This is a genomic window from Corynebacterium sp. HMSC08C04, assembly GCF_001807495.1.
Lineage (GTDB): Bacteria > Actinomycetota > Actinomycetes > Mycobacteriales > Mycobacteriaceae > Corynebacterium > Corynebacterium simulans.
On the sequence record NZ_KV789192.1, the window covers coordinates 1 to 17584 of the forward strand.

The following is a 17584-nucleotide window of genomic DNA, read 5'->3' on the forward strand; positions in this document are numbered from 1 at the left end:
GCGGACTCGCGGTACCAACTACCCCAAATCGACACCTGTTTGTACACCGATTTTCCCGTTTCCCTTAGGAATGCTCAATCCCTGCGTTTTTGAATGGCGTTTAGATCGCTTTATTCGTTGTTCAGCTAGTCGAGACGTTTTCCGTGAGTAGTCCCATTTTGAGCCGGTGGGTAATTGCGTCTATTTGTTTGCATAGCTGTGCAATTGGTGCTTGTCCGTCTCGTGAATGTGCAGGTAGAGACAGTTTCACTGATAGCGGCGCGCCGCCGGACTGATTTATTGCCCGTGGGCGACGGTGTCGGTGACTGTTCCAATTCGCCGTCCTTAGTCTCGGCTTAAAGCACAGTGTCGAAACGCTTCTTATGGATGGATCGCATGAAAGTAGACATTTCGCCGTCGATTTCTCTATTGCGATTGCAGCCGTGGACCGGTTGGTCCTTGGGTAGTGGCGACGAGTGGGGTACGGAGTTGCTATGGGGCTTACGGTGCCGGTGTAGTTTCGGGGAATCGCAACCTCACCGAGGTAAGTCGCCCTTTCAAGTTTTGTCGTTTCGTTTGCGTCGCGGCGGCTCCGACTTCATCGTCTGCGGAGCGTTGAGTCTTAGTCGTTCGGGGTGACCTTATGCTGCGGGCTATAACTCTAAGTCTGCGGCTTGTACGTGGTTGCTGTAACGGGTCGTGCCTGTTTGGTGGTTTGCTCGCGCCAGGGTTATTGCTTTCTGGTCGGGTCCAGGGCACGATAGCTTGAGCATGAATGCTCTAATGCGCGCTGCATTTTAATGTGGGCGAGGCACGGCTTTTGAAAGTTTGGAATGCGGGTCGGCTGTTTTTATTTCTTTTCGGTTTAGTGGGTTGGGTAAAAGATGAGTTTGTAGACGCTCGTAATTTTCCTGGTGAAAAGTTCGATGGGATCGACGTACGAATTACAACATTTATGGGTGAAGGAAATTATGGGCGACTAGTGGCAAGTTTGAGGAGAACTCGCGAGGTTTGCCAGAAAGTGGATCGGTGAATGCGATGTGCGTTGCGGTGAGATGCATTGGGACGCGCATGTCCTCCGCGTCGGCGGGATAGATGACGGGGTACACGGGGTCGCCGAGAATGGGTACGCCGGCTTGCCACATGTGGAGCCTTAGCTGATGGGTCTTACCCGTCTTCGGCTTGAGCGTGTAGCGGGCGAGCGGGGGTTGCTTGCCATGAATATTTTCGTAACCGGTGTTGTCCACAGCGGTCACGTCGGCGAGGATGGTGATCGCGTTTACGGGGCCGTCCACAATGCGCCCTTGGATTTCGCCAGGGGTCTTTTCGATGCGTGACTCCCACACGGTGCCCGCCGCGACGTCGGAAAGCGGGGCGATAGCCTCGTAAGTCTTTTGCACACGCCTTTCCGCAAATAGTGTCTGGTAGGCGCCGCGTACGTCCTTCGTCTTTGTAAATACCAAGATTCCGGAAGTAAGTCGGTCGAGGCGATGCGCGGGTGTGAGTTCGTCGATTCCGGTCTTGCGGCGCATCTGAACAGTGGCCGTCTGGACGATGTGCTTTGCGCGCGGCATCGTTGCCATAAATGGCGGCTTGTCTACTACGAGCAGGTGCTCGTCCTCATAGATGATCGGGATGTCATAGGGCACCGGTGTTTCGGGCGCCGGCATGCGGTAGAAGAACACGTCAGTGTCGGTGCTGAGCAGTGTATCCGAGCGCAGGACCGTTTGGTCGCGCAGAACCACCTCATTGTTGTCGAAGCGCGCCTGGAGCGCCGCGGCGTCGTCAAGCGGACTGCGATGGCGCTGTGCTGTAATCACTTCTTCCAAAAATGCCCAGGCTGTAATTGGGCCGGCCGGTACGCGCACCCTGGTCGGATTCAGACCATCTTTAATTGGCAATGGGCTGAACCCCTTGCGCATATGCACTAGTCTGTTTCCCATGGATTTTGACTCTCTTCTCGCACCGGTAATTGAATTCTTCTCTAACGGCATTGGCGCCGTAATCGCACAGATTGCGGAGTTCTTGTACTCCGTATTTTTCCCAGCTAATGCAGGCGCTGCAACTACTGCGGAGATTGGTTAGTACGTACTAGACTGAGGGTATAACCAGCTGAAAGGAAAACATCATGGCCAAGGAAGACATTGTTGTTGTTGCCGTAGACGGTTCGGAAGCCTCCAAGAACGCTGTTCGTTGGGCTGCTAACACCGCAACCAAGCGCGGCATTCCGCTGCGCATTGCCTCCAGCTACACCATGCCGCAATTCCTGTACGCAGAGGGCATGGTCCCTCCGAAGGAACTCTTCGATGATCTGCAGGCAGAAACTCTGGAGAAGATCGAAGAAGGCCGCGCCATCGCTCATGAGGTTTCGCCGGATCTGAAGATCGGCCACACGGTGGCTGAAGGCTCCCCGATTGACATGCTGCTGGAAATGTCCAAGGACGTCACGATGATTGTCATGGGCTCCCGCGGTATGGGTGGTCTCTCCGGCATGGTGATGGGTTCCGTTTCCGCTTCCGTGGTTTCCCACGCTGCCTGCCCGGTTGTTGTGGTTCGTGATAACAACAACGTCACCGAGCTGAACAAGTACGGTCCGGTTGTTGTTGGTGTCGATGGTTCTGAGGTTTCCCAGAAGGCTACCGCTTATGCCTTCAAGGAAGCAGATGCCCGTGGCGCCGAGCTCATCGCGGTTCACACTTGGATGGACATGCAGGTTCAGGCTTCCCTCGCTGGCCTCTCCGCCGCACAGGCTGAGTGGGCAGACGTGGAGAAGGAGCAGGCAGAGCTGCTCAGCGAGCGCATTGCTTCCCTTCAAGAGGAGTACTCAGGCGTTCAGGTCAAGAAGGTTATTGCTCGTGACCGTCCGGTCCGCGCACTTACCGACGCCGCTGATGGCGCCCAGCTGCTCGTCGTTGGCTCCCACGGCCGCGGCGGATTCAAGGGCATGCTTCTTGGCTCCACCTCCCGCGCACTCTTGCAGTCGGCACCATGCCCGATGATGGTTGTGCGTCCGGACTCCGGAGAATAGAGCGCTAGTTTCTGGGGGTTCCCTGGCAATTAACTAACGATTCATCAACGCTTCGAGGGACGACCTGCGGAAACGCAGATCGTCCCTTTTGTGTTTATATTTTTTGCTGGCACCATAGTGCTTGTAGCTGAAAGAACTAATAAAAGGAGATAGCTATGGGCATGGGCCTAGGATTTTTCGGATCGATCATCGTCGGCATTATCGCTGGCTGGTTGGCAGAGAAGATTATGAAGCGTGATCACGGCCTTCTGACCAACCTGATCGTCGGTGTACTTGGCGGCCTCTTGGGCGCAGGCATTATGTCCTTTGTTGGTTTTGACTCCCCGAATCGATGGATCATGATGATCGTCGTCGCCACCTTGGGCGCTTGTTTGCTTCTGTGGATTGTCGGCCTGGTTACCAAGAAGTCTCCCAAGTAAACAGGGTTAATTAGCGTACATACCGGTTTGTCTATATTGTATAGATGAACCGGTTTTGTCGTTTTAGGAGAGGATATGCCAGAAAAGAAATCGCGCAGGAACCGTCCGAGTCCGCGCAGCCGACTCCTTGAGTCCGCAACCAATCTTTTCACCACCGAGGGCATTCGCGTCATCGGTATTGACCGCATTCTCCGCGAGGCGGATGTGGCCAAGGCATCCCTTTATTCCCTCTTTGGCTCTAAAGACGCCCTCGTCATTGCATATGTGGAGTCGCTTGATGAAAAGTATCGGGCCGATTGGGAAGCCCGTACCGCAAACATGACCGATCCGCACCAGAAGGTGCTGGCCTTCTTCGATAAAGCAATCGAGGAACAGCCAGGAATCGAATTCCGCGGCTCCCACTTCTTAAACGCGGCGGGCGAATATCCACGCCCTGAAACCGATGCTGAACGCGGCATCGTGGCAGCCTGCGTAGAGCACCGCACCTGGGTGCACAACACCATGACTGCGCTGCTTACCGCAAAGAACGGCTATCCTTCTGCCACGCAGGCAAGCCAGCTGCTCATCTTCCTGGACGGCGGCATGGCAGGCGCGCGCCTTACCCGTGAGCTTTCACCGCTGAAGACCGCGCGCGAACTGGCTATTCAGCTTCTTTCTGCGCCTCCTGCTGACTATTCGATCTAAGCTGCTTGCGAGCCTGCGCTACGATGCGCATGTTTTCCTTGCGCTTCGCCTTAGCCTGTTCCTTTGCCTCCTTGCCGGAACGGGCTTTCTTTTTGCGCTTTTCTTCCTTGGAACGCCAGCGGCCGATGGTCTCACGGCGGAAGGCATGGACTTCCTCTGGTAGCGGGTAACGGCGGCGCAGGATTAGCTCATAAACCACTGTCTGGATGAGCGTGTAAAGATACGTCCAGCCCCAGTAGTAAATGATTGCCACCGGGATAGGTGCGTTCATTGCGGTGTTCCACAGCAGCCACGGCACCAAGAAGATGAGCAGGACCGTAAACCAGAGCATGCGGCGGTTGAACTTCTTATCAAACTGCGTGGTCAGATAAGAGCGGTAAAGCGTGATGACCATGTTCAGAACGGTGAACAAAAGCGCTAGCACCAAGATGGGAATCACAAGATCCTTGTGCTCACGGGCGAAATCCGTAATCGGTACTCCGTTGAGCAAGGTGGTGCGGAATGCCGCGACGTCTGCGGGATTTAAAAGGCCCACATGGTCGCTGTTGCCCTCGCGGGAGGCGCGCAAAACCACCTGGTAGAGGCCCAAGAACATCGGCATGATGATGAAGATGGGCAGGCAGCCTACCGCCGGGTTGAATTTGAATCGCTCACGCAGTTCCTTTTGCGCGGTGAGGATCTCCATCGCCTCTTCCACCGTGGTTGCCTCTTTGAGGCGGGCATTGAGAGCGACCTGCTCTGGGCGCATGAGCGCGCCAATGCGCCCCGACTTCACCGAAAGCCAATTCAGCGGTGCGATAAAGCTGCGGATTGTGATCACAAGGAAGACGATTGCCACCAACCACGCCAGCGAGCTATCGAGGAATTGGGCGAAAAGTATGTGCCACAACTTCATGATTCCGGAGACCGGGTACATGAATATTTCGAGCATGTTAATCCTTCACGAGGCGCGGATAGGGCTTTCTGTACTGTACAGCGATTAAGTTTAAATTATGAGCAAAAATAGAGTGAGCACCGTCATCGGTGAGCTATTGCTGACCAGTGGCGTCATCTTGCTTCTCTTTGCCTTCTATGAGGCCTACTGGACCAACCTTGAGTCTGACCGTCTGCAGGAAAAGGCGAGCGAAAACTTGGAAACTCAGTGGCATAACCCCCGCGGAAAACTCCACCCCAAGCTGGGTGAGGCCTTTGCCCGGATGTATATTCCGACGTTCGGCTCGGATTTCCAATTCGCCATCATTGAAGGCACGCAGGAAGAGGATCTACTGCGCGGTCCAGGTCGCTACACCGATAGTCAGATGCCGGGGGAACTCGGAAACTTCGCCGTCGCCGGCCACCGCGTGGGCAAGGGTGCCCCATTTAATGACTTGGCTAATCTTGAGACCTGCGATGCCATCGTGGTCGAAACCCAGTCGGAGTGGATAACCTACCGCGTGTTGCCAATCGACGGCGCGCCAGCTGATTGCTTTAGCCCTGAACAGAAGGCTAAGCCTGAGTACCAAGGTCTGAGCGGTCGGCATATCACGCTGCCTGGCGATGTCGGGGTTATCGCCCCTGTCCCGGGCTGGGATACCCCGGTCGAGCAGGCGTCGGAAGCCTTGCTCACCCTAACCACCTGCCACCCGCAGTTTTCGAATGCGGAGCGCATGATTGTCCATGCCATGGAAGTCGCACATGAACCGAAGGTAGAGGGCAAGACCCCTGCCGTACTGGAGGAGAGCTAGATGTATCGCGCACTATGGAATCTTTTGCCAGGGCCTACCGCCGTCAAAGTGGTGTTGGTGCTCGCGATTGCGGTTGGCGTATTTTTTCTCCTGATGGAGGTTATTTTCCCGTGGGTTTCGACGATAATGCCGTATAACGACGTGGCGGTTTAAAGGCCCAAGTTCTTAATCGCCTCTTGGGCGATGAGCTCAGCCTTCAAGGTTTGGAGCTGATTCGACCACACCAGCACGGCCTTGTTGTCCTTTTGCACGGCGTATACGGAATACGCTTCGTCGAAGACGCCGCGGCCGCCGGACCAGCCTGCGAACTCGGCTAGTTCCGTGGAATCGACCGGGGCGGCCCAATCCACCACGGCACGGGCCTGTTCAACGTCCGGCATCTCGCGGACTACGACCGTGGCCTGCGGGTCTTCCGGATAGGACCAGAAGATGCACGCGGGGGTGCTAAAGCGCTTGTCGACGGCCGTGCGGGTCATCCTCTGCCCATTCGTATCAGCTACCCACTGGGTATCGAGATAGGGGCAGGCTTCTTCGGCATTCGGCTCGGCGGTGGCATCGACGGGCAGGCCGTCTCCTGGAGCCGCGGAAGACGGCGCGGCGTCGTGAGGCGCGGGTGCGGAGTCGGTGGATGCGGTCTCCTGGGAGCTGCAGGCGCCGAGGGCGAGCGTGACGGCCAGAAGGCCGGACAGTAGGCTTTTGCGCATGATGTCCACAATAGACCAGCGTTCCTCAGAGACTGAGGCTTTGCGCAATGGCATTCATATCCTTACCGCGACCTTGCTCGTGGTGGCCATCTTCAGCACGGTGCGCCTGCCGTTGTGGCAGGCCGTGATTAACCTGTTGCTGCTGACGGCGTTTGCGGCAATTTACTTCGCAGGCTCGGTCTTTTTGGAGCAATGGCCAAAGGGCGTGCGATACCTATGGCTGGTGATTCTATCCGTCGTGTGGATGGCAGACATGTTCGTCGCTCCCGTTGCGATTTACCTGGTCTTCGCGCTGTTCTTTTTGTATCTCTACGTACTGGACCTGTACGTGGGCATAGTCTGCGTCATTGCGGCGACGGCGATTTCGGTGATCATGCAGATCCCGGGTGGGTTGACCTTCGGCGGTGTCATGGGACCTGCGGTCTCTGCGCTAGTGACGGTGGCTATCTACTACGCATTCCGAGCCTTGTCCCTGATGAATCGCGAGCTCATCGAGACGCGTTCGCAGCTGGCGGAATCGGAACGTGAAAGCGGCATGATCGCAGAGCGCCAGCGCATCGCGCACGAGATTCATGACACCCTGGCTCAGGGGCTTTCCTCCATCCAGATGCTGCTGCATGCGGCAGATCGGGACTTGGGGAAGGAAGACATCAAGCGAGCCCAGGAGCGCATCGAACTCGCGCGGCGAACTGCGGCCGATAACCTGCACGAAGCCCGCGCCATGATTGCGGCGCTCCAACCACCCGCGCTGGCGGAGGCTTCACTGGAGGCGGCGCTTAACCGCATGGCTGAGAACTTCGCGGCCACTAGCGGCGTGAACGTCGAGGTGGAGGCAGAAGGTGAAGAAGTTAAGCTGCCGATGAAGGTAGAGGCGGCGCTTTTGCGTATCGCGCAGGGCGCGGTGGGCAACGTCGTCAAGCATGCGGGTGCCACCCGCGCGCGCATCACCGTGACTTATGCCCCGGACGAGGTGCGTGTCGACGTCGTGGATAACGGGCATGGCTTTGACGTAGCGGAGGTGCAGGACCAGCCCGCGGGCCTGGGGCATATTGGGCTCAGCGCTATGAGCCGGCGCGCGGAGGAGCTCGGCGGTGAGGTCGTGGTGGAGTCAACACCAGGTTCCGGTACTGCGGTGTCAGTTAGTATGCCCTTGGGCGGCACGGTAGATTAAACTTTTGGATGATTGTCTCGACCACTTTAGGAGGAAGCGCGCGTGATTAGGGTCTTGTTGGCCGATGACCACGAGATCGTTCGCCTCGGGCTGCGATCCGTACTCGAAGGCGCTGAAGACATCGAGGTTGTAGGCGAGGTGGCAACTGCGGAGGCCGCGGTGTCCGCGGCACAGGCCGGCGGAATCGATGTCATCTTGATGGACTTGCGCTTCGGCGCCGGTGTGGAAGGCACGCGCGTGATGGGCGGTGCTGAGGCAACCGCAGCTATTCGCTCCTCCATGGCGCATCCGCCGAAGGTTCTCGTAGTGACTAACTATGACACCGACGCCGATATTCTCGGCGCCATTGAGGCTGGCGCAGTGGGCTACCTGCTCAAGGACGCTCCGCCGAACGAGCTGCTCGCTGCCGTGCATTCCGCCGCAGATGGTGACTCGGCGCTTTCGCCGATCGTGGCAGATCGTTTGATGACCCGCGTGCGCACTCCGCGCACCTCGTTGACCCCGCGAGAGCTAGAGGTACTCAAGCTGGTGGCTGCCGGCGCTTCCAACCGTGAGATCGGCCAAGACCTCATGCTGTCTGAGGCAACCGTGAAGTCCCACCTGGTGCACATCTACGACAAGCTGGGCGTGCGCTCGCGTACCTCCGCTGTGGCGGCTGCTCGCGAGCAGGGCGTGTTGTAGAGCCTTCTCGGCCTTACTGCCCACAGGGGGAAACGGGATATTACTGGTCGACCTTATGCGGACAGACGCTGCTGGATTTCAGCGGTGATGTTGTCAATCTCCGCGTTGATGGTCTTGTGCACGCGGCGGCGCTGCTGGTCGGTCATGTACTCAGCGTTATCGATGGAAGAATCAACCTCGTTGAGGCGCTCCTTTACGTCACGCTTGAAGCCGGCCGGGAGATCAGAATCCTTGAGGGTGTTGCGGATGCCTGCGGTGCGAGCCTTTAAGGAAGCACCGTGGCCGGAGAATGCCGCCATCTGATCGGTGGTCAGGCCGGCTTTCTTAGCGCGGTTGGCCTCAAGCTGGCCCTGTGCCGCAACGATGCCACGGTAAACGAGCGGCAGCAGCAGTGGGGCAGCGGTGCGCAGAGCGCCGGCGTAACGCTTGACATTGTCCTTGTTAAGGCGGCCGTGCTTGAGCTTATCGAGCTCGAGCTGTGCCATCTTCTTTTCGTGCTTGCGGCGCTTCTTAAGGCCCTTCTCCTCGGACTTGATAAGCGCCTTTTCCTGCTTGGCCAGGATCTTCTGCTGGCGCTTCTGGGCCTTGGATGCTTCCTTAACCTCTGCCTTGACGCGGGTCTTAGCGGCCTTGACCTCGGCGCGTGCTTCGCGGCGAGCCTTCCTAATCTTCTTCACGATGCTCATAAATTTTTCCTTTACTTAATTGTCTGGGTTCAACTTTACCTTGCTGTTCTATTAAGCTCACCCGTTGTGAAGGATGTGCTTGGTGCTGCGGACCTCGTGGGGTGCCGCTATAGGCTGGTGCAGCGGCGTGCCCATCCGGAGATCCAACCAACTGAGGCCTCCAAGGCCCGGGCCGAAAGGCACGTGGCCGCCGTAGAAGCCGCGATGGCGAACCTGCCGGTCAAGGCTCCCGGCCGCTTCCGGCGCATCGACTTGGAAGGTGATGAGTGGGAGCGTTCTATGGCCACGCTAGAAGCGTTGGCTTATGGATACACGCATATTACGGGAGCCATTTTCGCCACCGGCGAATGGAAGGTAGAAATAGACCTTCTGCTGCGTGAGGGGGAGGCCTATACGCCGATCATCGTCTCGAATCACCGCGTAGCGCGCCGTAACGAAAATGCGCGCACTCTGGCGGTGCCCACCCACAGGGTAGGCCTTAGTGAACCACTAGAGGTGCCTTATAAGCTGCGGCATCATTCCGTCGACGGCTATCGTCTGGCATTTGCCGCGCGTGCGCTGGAGGACCTTGATCTAAATTCGGGCCGGGGCGGAGCGATTGGCCAGGATCGCTCGCGGGTATTTTTCACCGACACCGCACGTTTCGACGTCGCGAGTGCGTTGGCGGAGCCTTTGCCCACGGGTCCACGCCGCGTCAAAGAGTGCGCAACCTGCCGTTTCTGGAAGCTGTGCGAGCCTGAGCTGCGCGCCCGCGACGACATTTCACTGTTCCTGCCGGGCGATCGCGCCAAGGCCTACCGTGAAAAGGGCATTGAGACGGTGCAAGCGCTTATCGACGCCCAGTTGGGCGAGCCCTCCCAGCTCGCCAAGGCCTGGCGCGTGGGCGAGCCACTTTTGCGCCGCGATGAAACTGCACAGAGCGCTCAGCCCGGACTCACCGTGCCACGTGCCGACGTCGAAGTCGATGTGGACATGGAGGCCTACCTGGACCAGGGCGCTTATCTCTGGGGTGCTTGGTATGAGGGTGAGTACCACGCCTTCGTGACCTGGGAACCGCTCGGCGGGCGCGCTGAGGCCGCTAACTTCGCGGAGTTCTGGGAGTGGCTGATGGGCTTGCGTGCCCAGGCGCATGCTGCGGGCAAGACCTTCGCGGCCTATTGCTATTCCGCGCACGGTGAGAACCACTGGATGCGCATGTCCGCCAAGCGTTTTGGCGCCCCACAGCTCGAAGAGGTCGAAGAGTTCATCGCCTCACCCGAGTGGGTTGACATGTTTGTCCACGTCAAGCGCAACTTTATGGGCCCCTATGGGCTCGGCCTTAAGACCGTGGCTCCCGTTGCCGGTTTTCAATGGCCCGAAGACTTCGACGGCGAGGAATCCGTCAACGCCCGCCGCGAAGCATTGGCAGGGGATATGGAAGTTCGCCAGCAAATCCTTGACTATAATTCTGGCGACGTGCAGGCCACCCGTGCCGTGCGCGACTTTATGAGTGCTGGCGCGCCGGGCGTGCCTGCGCTTTCTAGCATCTAGCCTTTGGGGCTTTATCTAATCTCTCTAGCATCCTCCGATCCTGGATACGCCGGAACCGCCGCTGTAAGCGACGAGTCTGCGTATTAGAACAGCAGCAGTGGTGCCAGGATGGCAGCGCCTATGCCCACTTGGTGCCACGGAATGGTGGTCTCCGGGGCAGGGCCCTCGGCTTTCTTCTGCAGCACTGCTTTCTGGGCTTTCACCGCGCGTACGATGAGCACCGGGTAAACCGCGAGGGAGCCGATGCACAAGAGGGCGGCGCACAGGGTGACCCAGACTGTCGTCGAGGACATCCAGATCGCCACGCCGCCGTTGATGAAAGTGGCGCGCAGCAGGCCTAAGCGGTTGAGTTCCTGCAGGCCCGAACGGGTGGCTGCCGGGCCGCCGCCCATGGTGATGGGAAGCAGGTAGCTCATCACGCCAAAGAGGAGCTGTGCGGCAAAGCCCACCACCAGTCCAAGCGTGGGAATGCCGGGCTCAGGGCTAAAGAAGTGTTGCACCGTGTAGTAGGTCAGCGCGCCTACCAGCCAGAAAGCGGAGCACAGAACGGAGATCGAAGGGTAGTTCACCCGCCCGCGCGGATCCTTAGCCACATTGAGCACGTTGGTGACCCATCCCTCAAGGCTTAAGACCCAACCCACGCAGTAGACCGCGAGCCCGAACTCCGGGTGGTTAACAATGGTGCCGACCAAGGTGATGACAACGCCGAGCGCCAACAAAAGGAAGCTTGGGCGCATACGCTTGTTGACGCCCTTGGTGCGCCAGATGGACGGGAACAAGATTGTCAGCGAGCCGGCCGCGGCCAAGCCCACGAAGCCGGCGACGTTGGCCGTGACGTGGGCGATGAGCAGCTGTGGGTGGGCAGGATGCACCGAAAGCAGCGCGCCCAAAGCAGCGCCCACCGCGAGGAAGAAGGCGGAGGCGACGTAGGCGGCAATGACGGGGCGGAAGCGTTTGCCCTTGCTTCCACGCCACTGGCCGGACAAGGAAACGCCATGCCAGGCAATCATCGCAGCAACTATCGTGGCGCCGACCTGGGTGAGTATCCAGTGCTGTGACCACGCATGCAGAAGCAATTGACCGATAAGCACCAGCACAATGCCCGCGTTGAGCACGTAGATGCGGGTGAGCTGGGCGGGCCGGGCGGAATCCGGCAGGCGGGTTTGCACAAACTTCTCAGAAAGGTGCTGGGACCACACCACGATGGAGTTGCTCAGAATGCCCAGCGTGAAGATGTGAATGAGCACCCAGCGCGCGTTCGGGATAAAAGTGTGGATAGCGCCTGCAACGATGAAGACCATCATCCAGATTGTCACGGGACGCGAGGCCCGGCGATGCCACGTGCGCGCTGACCATTTATCCATAAAACACGAGTTTATTCGTTTTTTCTCAAGGTCAAAGTCAGGCCTGTCAGTACCAGCGCCGCGCCGCCGTAACAGGCGATGAAGCCGGCCCAGGGCAGGGCGTCGAAAAGCAGGCCTGCCACCGCGCCCAGGACGGAAGAACCAAAGTAATAACAAAAGACGTACATGCTGGAGGCCTCCGCACGGTCATGGGTGGCCAGGTGGCCCACCCAGCCGGAAGCCGTGGAGTGCGCGGCAAAGAAACCGACCGTCAGCGCCACGATGCCCAGCAGAACTAGCGGAAGGGGGCCGGCGCAGGCAAAGATACCGAGCGCGAAAAGGAGGCAGGAAGAAAACAGTGTCTTTCCATGGCCGATCTGCTGTACCAGCCGGCCTGCGCGAGCCGAGGCCCACGTGCCGCTCAAGTAGAAGAGGAACACCGAACCCGCCAGCGCTGGCGCCAGGCCAAAGTGCTGGATGAGCCGGAATCCTAAGAAGTTGTACATCGAGACAAAGGTGCCCATCGCCAGAAATGCCACGAGGTATAGCTCCACCAGTTTGCGGTTGAGCAGATGGCCAAAGATGGCGCGTAGCTCGTTGCCAAAGCGCAGTTCCTTAGGGGTGAAGTTGCGCTGTGCAGGCAGCAACAAGATGCAAACGAGGGCGAAAAACAACGAGACGCAGGCTGAGCCGAACAACGCCCATCGCCAAGAGCTGAACTCCACGATGCTGGTGGGCACGAGACGGCCGGTTAGCCCGCCGATGGAGGTGCCGGCGATGTAGAGGCCCATCGCGCGGGCGAGATCGGTGGCAGAAAGCTCCTCAGATAGCCAGGCCATAGCCGTGGCTGGGGCGCCGGCAATCACCGCGCCCTGCAGGCCCCGCAAAGTAATGAGCAGTGCGGCGTTTGGGGCTAGCGGTACGACTAAGCCCAGCAACGTCGCGCCCACCGCCGAGACGATGAGCAGGCGGCCGCGTCCGAATCGCTCCGAAAGGATGGAAGCGGGAATCACGCATAGTGCCAGCGCGCCAGTGGCCGCTGACACCGTCAGGGCGGCCTGCGTGGAGCTGAGCCCCATCTGTTCCACCAGCGTGGGCAGTAGGGCTTGGGTGGTGTAGAGACAGGAAAAGATCGCCAGCCCCACGAAGAGCATTGCGAGCATGGCGCGCCGGGTTCTAGTCATATAAATAGCATGCGTGGCGGCAATGCATGTGTAAAATGTCTGAAAGTTAGAAACTTAATGCAGACGGCGCATATAGAAAAGTGGGTGCGGGAATGAACCTGGATGACGTTCGTGGCGTCGTCGCCGTTGCGGAGCTCGGGCAGGTGGGCGCCGCGGCCGATGAGCTAGGCATTTCCCAGTCTGCGCTCACCCGCCGAGTGCAACGCATGGAGCGCGCGCTGGGGGCAAGTCTTTTCAACCGCGTGGGGCGCAGGCTGGTGCTCAATACCCGCGGTGAGGCATTCGTAGTGCACGCACGGAAGATGCTCGCCGCCGAGCGCGCCGGGCGGGATATGGTGGCCCGGCTCATGGACCCGGAACGCGGCACGGTTCGCTTAGATTTCATGCATTCGCTGGGCACCTGGATGGTCCCTGACCTGGTCAAGGCTTATCGCGCACAGCATCCGAACGTGGATATTCGTCTGCATCAAGGCGCCGCGCAAGAGCTGGTTGGCCGCGTGCTCGCGGGCGAGTCTGACCTAGCGCTGGTGGGCCCGCGGCCTACTTTGCCCGAAGCGGCGGAGCCGGCAACTAGCGCACAGGTAGGTTGGCATCAGATCGAGAGGCAGCGGCTGGGGCTCGCCGTGCCCGAGGGGCACTGGGCCGCAGGCCGCGCGGAGGTAGGAATCGCCGAGTTCCGCGAGGAACCCTTCATCGGCATGCTTCCCGGGTATGGCACGCGCATGCTTCTCGACGCCCTGGCAGACAGTGCAGGCTTTAGCCCACGGTTGGTCTTTGAGTCGATGGAGCTAACCACTGTAGCAGGACTCGTTGCCGCCGGCCTGGGTAGCGCGCTTCTGCCCCTCGACGACCCCTACCTGCAGGTGGGGAACCTCGTTCCGCTGCAGCCGCCCGCCTACCGCGAGCTTGGCCTCGTCTGGCGGCAAGGAGATGAGGCTCCGCCGGTCGCGCAGTTCCGCGACTTCATCGTGGAAGGGGCCTGGGCTAAAGGCAGGGGCTAACAAGGGCTCGAGAAGTAGGTGAAAACAAAAAGAAAGCCGGCCTTCCTGCCAATCAAAGGCGGGTAAAGGCCGGCTCTAAGAGCGTGAATTAACGCTTACTTGGAAGCTGCAGCGAAGCGCTCAGCAACGTCATCCCAGTTGAATACGTTCCAGACTGCCTTGACGTAGTCAGCCTTCACGTTCTTGTACTGGAGGTAGAAAGCGTGCTCCCACATATCCAGCATGAGCAGCGGGGTGAAGTTGATGGAGGTGTTGCCCTGCTGATCGGTCAGCTGCTGAACGAGCAGGCGGCCAGCGATGTGGTCGTAACCAAGCACTGCCCAGCCGGAGCCCTGCAGGCCAAGAGCCGCAGCGTTGAAGGCCTTCTGGAAAGCCTCGAAGGAACCGAAGTCACGGTTGATAGCCTCTGCCAGCTCGCCGGTTGGCTCGCCGCCACCGTTAGGGCCAAGGTTCTTCCAGAAGATGGAGTGGTTGGTGTGGCCACCCAGGTTGAAAGCAAGGTTCTTGTACAGAGCGCGCAGGCGGTCAGCGTTGCCCTCACCCTTGATCTCAGCGTCGATAGCCTCGAGAGCAGCGTTTGCGCCAGCAACGTAGTTAGCGTGGTGCTTGGTGTGGTGCAGCTCCATGATCTCTGCGGAGATGTGTGGCTCGAGTGCGTCGTATGCGTAGTCGAGTTCTGGAAGTTCGTAGACAGCCATTGTTAATTCCTTTCTTTGGGTACGGTGCCCAATGATAGGAGCGCTGAAAGTATTCCGCCACAATTTTTCCACCCCGCGCTACACTCGTCCGCATCGAAGAGCAGGCCTTGGCCCTAAACGGTGGCCAAACGGCCCGAAGAAAATTCGTGAAAACCATCAAATAACCATCAAATTCAAAGTGAAACGAGGAAGAAAACATGTCGTGGTTGTTTAAACCAGAACCGAAAATCGTTAGCCGGGAAGATGCTCTGCCGGGGCGCGCGGAACCGATCTTGGAGCCGCAGCCGCACGCTGTGTTGGGCACGCCGATTACCGGCCCCTGGAAGGAGGGGCAGAAGTCTCTCGTGATCGGCATCGGCTGTTTCTGGGGTGCGGAGAAAATGTTCTGGGAAACCCCCGGTGTGGAGTCCACGTCCGTTGGCTATGCCGGCGGCACCACCCCAAACCCCACCTATTACGAGGTCTGCCGCGGGCTGACCAATCACGCGGAGGTCGTGCAGATTACCTATGACCCGCAGCAGGTAACCCTGAAAGAGCTCGTGGTCAAGGCCTTGGAGGCACACGATCCAACGCAGGGCTTCCGCCAGGGCAATGATGTGGGAACGCAGTACCGCTCGGCCTTTTATCCAGAGACCGAGGCCGAGCGCGTGGATATTCAGGGCATCGTTGGCTCTTACGCGGGCAAGCTTGCCGACGCCGGCTTTGGTGACACCACCACCGAAGTAGTCGTGCTATCTGAGACCGACGCAGGCGAGTATTACCTCGCCGAAGACGAGCACCAGCAGTACCTGCACAAAAACCCGCACGGCTACTGCCCGCATCATTCCACTGGCGTGAAGTGTGGCTAAGACCCAGCCATGCCGGGATAGAGCGAGAAGCGTTTCTTAGCTAAAAACGCTTTTTTACCTGGTGCCGGAAATCGGAAGGCTTGTTGAGCTGGTCGCGCTCGACGAAGGCGCGCATGCGCTCTGCCAGTTCTGGCGTTAGCTGCGTACGCGCCTGTGAGCCGAGCACGCTATCCCAGTACCAGAAGGTTTCCTCGAAGTAGTTATGCCCGTGCCCGCCGGGAACGTTGAGGGAGTTGAGCTGGTCCAAAGCAACCTGCCAGAAGGTGATAAACGGCACCCATGGCAGGCGCCTGAAGGTATCTGCGTACAGCGTCCTTGGGGTGGGTTCCTGGATCCAGTCAGGGCGCATGAAGATAAGGCGGCGATCCCACCATACGATGGCGTCCGAGGCGTGTTGGCCAAAGACCACGCGGGGGCGCTGCCAGCGTTGATAGTCGTTGCCGAAGGCATCGTGCTCCATATGAGCAGGTACGGAGGCAAACCTGACGTGCCGCCCGGCGTCGATAAGCGGTAGCCGCTCCAATGAACCGCGGTCGCGGGCGCGGGCCAAACGGCGGGTAAAAGCCGTCATCCGCGGCGGGCCGGTAAAGACCGCGCCGTCGCAAGCCGCCAGCAATTCCTCCAAGTCCCGATAGTTTTCAACGATGCCGTAGCAGCCCAAAGACTCCCCGGCGAAGTAAAGCTTCGGCCGGTTATCCTCCGGCATATCGTTGATGCGTGATTGCACCGCGGCGATGAGTTCGCGTGCAGCATTGATTGGTGCTTTGCGGTCCACGACGTAGCAAAAGACCGAAGGAAGATAGGAAAACTGCAGCGTCACGGTGGCGCAGTCGCCATGGGTTAAAAACTCATAGGCGGATACCGAATAGTTGTTGATCCAACCGGAACCTGCTGGCATCTCAATCACAATGGTGTCGCGGCGGAAGGCACCGGTGCGTTCCAGCTCGGCGAGCGCCTGTTGAGCGGCAGCGATGGGGCCGCGGCCTTGGACCAATCCAATGAAAATGCGGATCGGTTCGTGCGCATCAGAGCAGAGCATGACGTCCTTGATGTCGTGCGCGCGGGGGCCGCGATCCAAAAAGGCGCGGCCTTGTGAGCCCACGGCAGTCCATGGCTCCAGGGACCACGGGCTGCCGGAGCGCTCAGGCTCCCACGGCATCACAGAGCCGGGATAGACCAGCTTATTAAGCTGCAGCGCCTGCATCGAGGCGTCGTGGATGAAGCGCCGCCACAGCATGCGGTCACTAAACAAAGTCATGAGATAACCCACGGTTGATCCGGCCAACGGCCACGCCAGCCAGCGTGGCAGCCAGCGTTGGGCCTGGCGGGAGAGCTGGGTGACAGTGAGCTGAGCGGCCTCGCCGATGACGAGCAGGCTGCCATAACCTAGGATTCCGATGGCGATGCCGAGTGCTGCCGACTGGGGGCCGCGTTCGTTGTACTTGTTGACCAGCTTGGCCTGCTCGCTCTGATTACGCAGTGAGCGCACGCCCATCAAAAGCGTGATTACGCCCAGGGCGAGGTGGGTGCGGCTACGGGTGGTGGGCCCAACCCTGTCTTGTGGGCGCTTACCGATGTAGCGCAGGCCGCGTTTAGTGATAAACGCAGCGGTGGTTGCCGTGAAATGTCCGGCTGCCTGACCGATGGCGACGTTGGCTGCGGTGACCCACCAAGGACGTGGCAAAAGCGACGGGGAGACTGCGGCCCAGGTAGCAATTTCCGCCACAAAGATGCCGGGCGCCATATTTTGTGGCAAACGTCTCCTGCCCGTCATGCGTACTCCAGGGGTAAGATCGCTGAGCACTTCCAGACCGAAAACCGCAGCTGAAAGGGTATGTATGGCTGCGGTGCGGGCGAATTTGCGGGCGATATCACGCATGCGAACCATTCAACCAGCATCCTCA

Annotated in this window: 19 protein-coding genes; 11 read left to right on the forward strand and 8 right to left on the reverse strand. The window is 59.1% G+C overall.

The window, feature by feature from the left end; genetic code table 11:
* Positions 1 to 932 precede the first annotated feature (932 nt).
* Positions 933 to 1973, reverse strand: coding sequence for a pseudouridine synthase (locus HMPREF3169_RS00460; protein ID WP_082778664.1), 1041 nt, complete (start codon positions 1971 to 1973; stop codon positions 933 to 935).
* Here HMPREF3169_RS00460 and HMPREF3169_RS13040 point away from each other — a divergent pair.
* The 4 genes from HMPREF3169_RS13040 to HMPREF3169_RS00475 all read left to right on the forward strand — a co-directional run bounded on the left by HMPREF3169_RS13040 (position 1921) and on the right by HMPREF3169_RS00475 (position 4110).
* Positions 1921 to 2064, forward strand: a complete 144-nt coding sequence (locus tag HMPREF3169_RS13040) for a hypothetical protein (RefSeq protein WP_162839578.1) — start codon at positions 1921 to 1923, stop codon at positions 2062 to 2064. The two genes, HMPREF3169_RS00460 and HMPREF3169_RS13040, sit on opposite strands and share 53 nt — an antisense overlap.
* A 43-nt stretch (positions 2065 to 2107) precedes the next feature.
* Positions 2108 to 3007 (forward strand): universal stress protein, encoded by a 900-nt coding sequence (locus tag HMPREF3169_RS00465; RefSeq protein WP_061925137.1) that lies wholly within the window; start codon positions 2108 to 2110, stop codon positions 3005 to 3007.
* A gap of 155 nt (positions 3008 to 3162) precedes the next feature.
* Positions 3163 to 3426: a GlsB/YeaQ/YmgE family stress response membrane protein gene (locus tag HMPREF3169_RS00470; RefSeq protein WP_061925134.1), complete on the forward strand. Its 264-nt coding sequence runs from the start codon at positions 3163 to 3165 to the stop codon at positions 3424 to 3426.
* A gap of 75 nt (positions 3427 to 3501) precedes the next feature.
* Positions 3502 to 4110 carry a TetR/AcrR family transcriptional regulator gene (locus HMPREF3169_RS00475; RefSeq protein WP_070433098.1) on the forward strand — a complete coding sequence of 203 codons (609 nt, stop codon included), beginning with the start codon at positions 3502 to 3504 and terminating at the stop codon, positions 4108 to 4110.
* Here the strand turns inward: HMPREF3169_RS00475 and yidC are convergent.
* Entirely contained in the window at positions 4067 to 5041 is a 975-nt protein-coding gene (gene yidC, locus HMPREF3169_RS00480) for a membrane protein insertase YidC (RefSeq protein ID WP_070433099.1), read from the reverse strand. The genes HMPREF3169_RS00475 and yidC overlap by 44 nt on opposite strands.
* Before the next feature lie 61 nt (positions 5042 to 5102).
* On the opposite strand from yidC, the gene HMPREF3169_RS00485 reads away from it, so the two are divergent.
* On the forward strand, positions 5103 to 5834 hold the full coding sequence (locus HMPREF3169_RS00485; RefSeq protein ID WP_061925125.1) for a class E sortase: 732 nt from the start codon (positions 5103 to 5105) through the stop codon (positions 5832 to 5834).
* A complete protein-coding gene (locus HMPREF3169_RS13045; RefSeq protein ID WP_162839577.1) occupies positions 5835 to 5987 on the forward strand; it encodes a hypothetical protein in 153 nt (50 codons plus the stop codon).
* Here HMPREF3169_RS13045 and HMPREF3169_RS00490 read toward each other — a convergent pair.
* Positions 5984 to 6538 (reverse strand): DUF2020 domain-containing protein, encoded by a 555-nt coding sequence (locus tag HMPREF3169_RS00490; RefSeq protein ID WP_061925122.1) that lies wholly within the window; start codon positions 6536 to 6538, stop codon positions 5984 to 5986. The two genes, HMPREF3169_RS13045 and HMPREF3169_RS00490, sit on opposite strands and share 4 nt — an antisense overlap.
* On the opposite strand from HMPREF3169_RS00490, the gene HMPREF3169_RS00495 reads away from it, so the two are divergent.
* A complete protein-coding gene (locus HMPREF3169_RS00495; protein ID WP_070433100.1) occupies positions 6537 to 7709 on the forward strand; it encodes a sensor histidine kinase in 1173 nt (390 codons plus the stop codon). The genes HMPREF3169_RS00490 and HMPREF3169_RS00495 overlap by 2 nt on opposite strands.
* A 42-nt stretch (positions 7710 to 7751) precedes the next feature.
* A complete protein-coding gene (locus HMPREF3169_RS00500) occupies positions 7752 to 8390 on the forward strand; it encodes a LuxR C-terminal-related transcriptional regulator (protein WP_061925116.1) in 639 nt (212 codons plus the stop codon).
* A gap of 53 nt (positions 8391 to 8443) precedes the next feature.
* Here HMPREF3169_RS00500 and HMPREF3169_RS00505 read toward each other — a convergent pair whose 3' ends face one another.
* Positions 8444 to 9076 (reverse strand): DUF6474 family protein, encoded by a 633-nt coding sequence (locus HMPREF3169_RS00505; RefSeq protein ID WP_070433101.1) that lies wholly within the window; start codon positions 9074 to 9076, stop codon positions 8444 to 8446.
* A 66-nt stretch (positions 9077 to 9142) separates the two neighbouring features.
* On the opposite strand from HMPREF3169_RS00505, the gene HMPREF3169_RS00510 reads away from it, so the two are divergent.
* The gene (locus tag HMPREF3169_RS00510) at positions 9143 to 10606 is read left to right on the forward strand and encodes a TM0106 family RecB-like putative nuclease (protein WP_083281292.1); all 1464 of its coding nucleotides are present in this window, start codon (positions 9143 to 9145) and stop codon (positions 10604 to 10606) included.
* 83 nt (positions 10607 to 10689) lie between these two features.
* Here the strand turns inward: HMPREF3169_RS00510 and HMPREF3169_RS00515 are convergent, their stop codons facing one another.
* A complete protein-coding gene (locus tag HMPREF3169_RS00515) occupies positions 10690 to 11970 on the reverse strand; it encodes a copper oxidase (protein ID WP_246815567.1) in 1281 nt (426 codons plus the stop codon).
* Between the two features lie 11 nt (positions 11971 to 11981).
* Positions 11982 to 13133 (reverse strand): MFS transporter, encoded by a 1152-nt coding sequence (locus HMPREF3169_RS00520; RefSeq protein ID WP_070433103.1) that lies wholly within the window; start codon positions 13131 to 13133, stop codon positions 11982 to 11984.
* Positions 13134 to 13225: 92 nt separating this feature from the next.
* Between HMPREF3169_RS00520 and HMPREF3169_RS00525 the strand changes: the two genes are divergently transcribed.
* Complete coding sequence (locus tag HMPREF3169_RS00525; RefSeq protein WP_070433104.1) at positions 13226 to 14134, forward strand: LysR family transcriptional regulator; 909 nt, start codon at positions 13226 to 13228, stop codon at positions 14132 to 14134.
* A 95-nt stretch (positions 14135 to 14229) separates the two neighbouring features.
* Here the strand turns inward: HMPREF3169_RS00525 and HMPREF3169_RS00530 are convergent, their stop codons facing one another.
* Positions 14230 to 14832 carry a superoxide dismutase gene (locus HMPREF3169_RS00530; protein ID WP_061925107.1) on the reverse strand — a complete coding sequence of 201 codons (603 nt, stop codon included), beginning with the start codon at positions 14830 to 14832 and terminating at the stop codon, positions 14230 to 14232.
* A gap of 197 nt (positions 14833 to 15029) precedes the next feature.
* On the opposite strand from HMPREF3169_RS00530, the gene msrA reads away from it, so the two are divergent.
* On the forward strand, positions 15030 to 15680 hold the full coding sequence (msrA, locus tag HMPREF3169_RS00535) for a peptide-methionine (S)-S-oxide reductase MsrA (protein ID WP_070433105.1): 651 nt from the start codon (positions 15030 to 15032) through the stop codon (positions 15678 to 15680).
* Positions 15681 to 15720: 40 nt separating this feature from the next.
* On the opposite strand, the gene HMPREF3169_RS00540 is transcribed toward msrA, so the two are convergent.
* Positions 15721 to 17568: an alpha/beta-hydrolase family protein gene (locus tag HMPREF3169_RS00540; RefSeq protein ID WP_083286024.1), complete on the reverse strand. Its 1848-nt coding sequence runs from the start codon at positions 17566 to 17568 to the stop codon at positions 15721 to 15723.
* Between the last annotated feature and the right edge of the window lie 16 nt (positions 17569 to 17584).

Bases quoted from the DNA above. Each gene is read 5' to 3' on its own strand.
- HMPREF3169_RS13040 (WP_162839578.1), top strand. From the start codon at position 1,921: ATGGATTTTGACTCTCTTCTCGCACCGGTAATTGAATTCTTCTCTAAC.
- HMPREF3169_RS00460 (WP_082778664.1), bottom strand. From the start codon at position 1,973: ATGCCGTTAGAGAAGAATTCAATTACCGGTGCGAGAAGAGAGTCAAAA.
- HMPREF3169_RS00465 (WP_061925137.1), top strand. From the start codon at position 2,108: ATGGCCAAGGAAGACATTGTTGTTGTTGCCGTAGACGGTTCGGAAGCC.
- HMPREF3169_RS00470 (WP_061925134.1), top strand. From the start codon at position 3,163: ATGGGCATGGGCCTAGGATTTTTCGGATCGATCATCGTCGGCATTATC.
- HMPREF3169_RS00475 (WP_070433098.1), top strand. From the start codon at position 3,502: ATGCCAGAAAAGAAATCGCGCAGGAACCGTCCGAGTCCGCGCAGCCGA.
- yidC (WP_070433099.1), bottom strand. From the start codon at position 5,041: ATGCTCGAAATATTCATGTACCCGGTCTCCGGAATCATGAAGTTGTGG.
- HMPREF3169_RS00485 (WP_061925125.1), top strand. From the start codon at position 5,103: ATGAGCAAAAATAGAGTGAGCACCGTCATCGGTGAGCTATTGCTGACC.
- HMPREF3169_RS13045 (WP_162839577.1), top strand. From the start codon at position 5,835: ATGTATCGCGCACTATGGAATCTTTTGCCAGGGCCTACCGCCGTCAAA.
- HMPREF3169_RS00495 (WP_070433100.1), top strand. From the start codon at position 6,537: ATGATGTCCACAATAGACCAGCGTTCCTCAGAGACTGAGGCTTTGCGC.
- HMPREF3169_RS00490 (WP_061925122.1), bottom strand. From the start codon at position 6,538: ATGCGCAAAAGCCTACTGTCCGGCCTTCTGGCCGTCACGCTCGCCCTC.
- HMPREF3169_RS00505 (WP_070433101.1), bottom strand. From the start codon at position 9,076: ATGAGCATCGTGAAGAAGATTAGGAAGGCTCGCCGCGAAGCACGCGCC.
- HMPREF3169_RS00515 (WP_246815567.1), bottom strand. From the start codon at position 11,970: ATGGATAAATGGTCAGCGCGCACGTGGCATCGCCGGGCCTCGCGTCCC.
- HMPREF3169_RS00520 (WP_070433103.1), bottom strand. From the start codon at position 13,133: ATGACTAGAACCCGGCGCGCCATGCTCGCAATGCTCTTCGTGGGGCTG.
- HMPREF3169_RS00525 (WP_070433104.1), top strand. From the start codon at position 13,226: ATGAACCTGGATGACGTTCGTGGCGTCGTCGCCGTTGCGGAGCTCGGG.
- HMPREF3169_RS00530 (WP_061925107.1), bottom strand. From the start codon at position 14,832: ATGGCTGTCTACGAACTTCCAGAACTCGACTACGCATACGACGCACTC.
- msrA (WP_070433105.1), top strand. From the start codon at position 15,030: ATGTCGTGGTTGTTTAAACCAGAACCGAAAATCGTTAGCCGGGAAGAT.
- HMPREF3169_RS00540 (WP_083286024.1), bottom strand. From the start codon at position 17,568: ATGGTTCGCATGCGTGATATCGCCCGCAAATTCGCCCGCACCGCAGCC.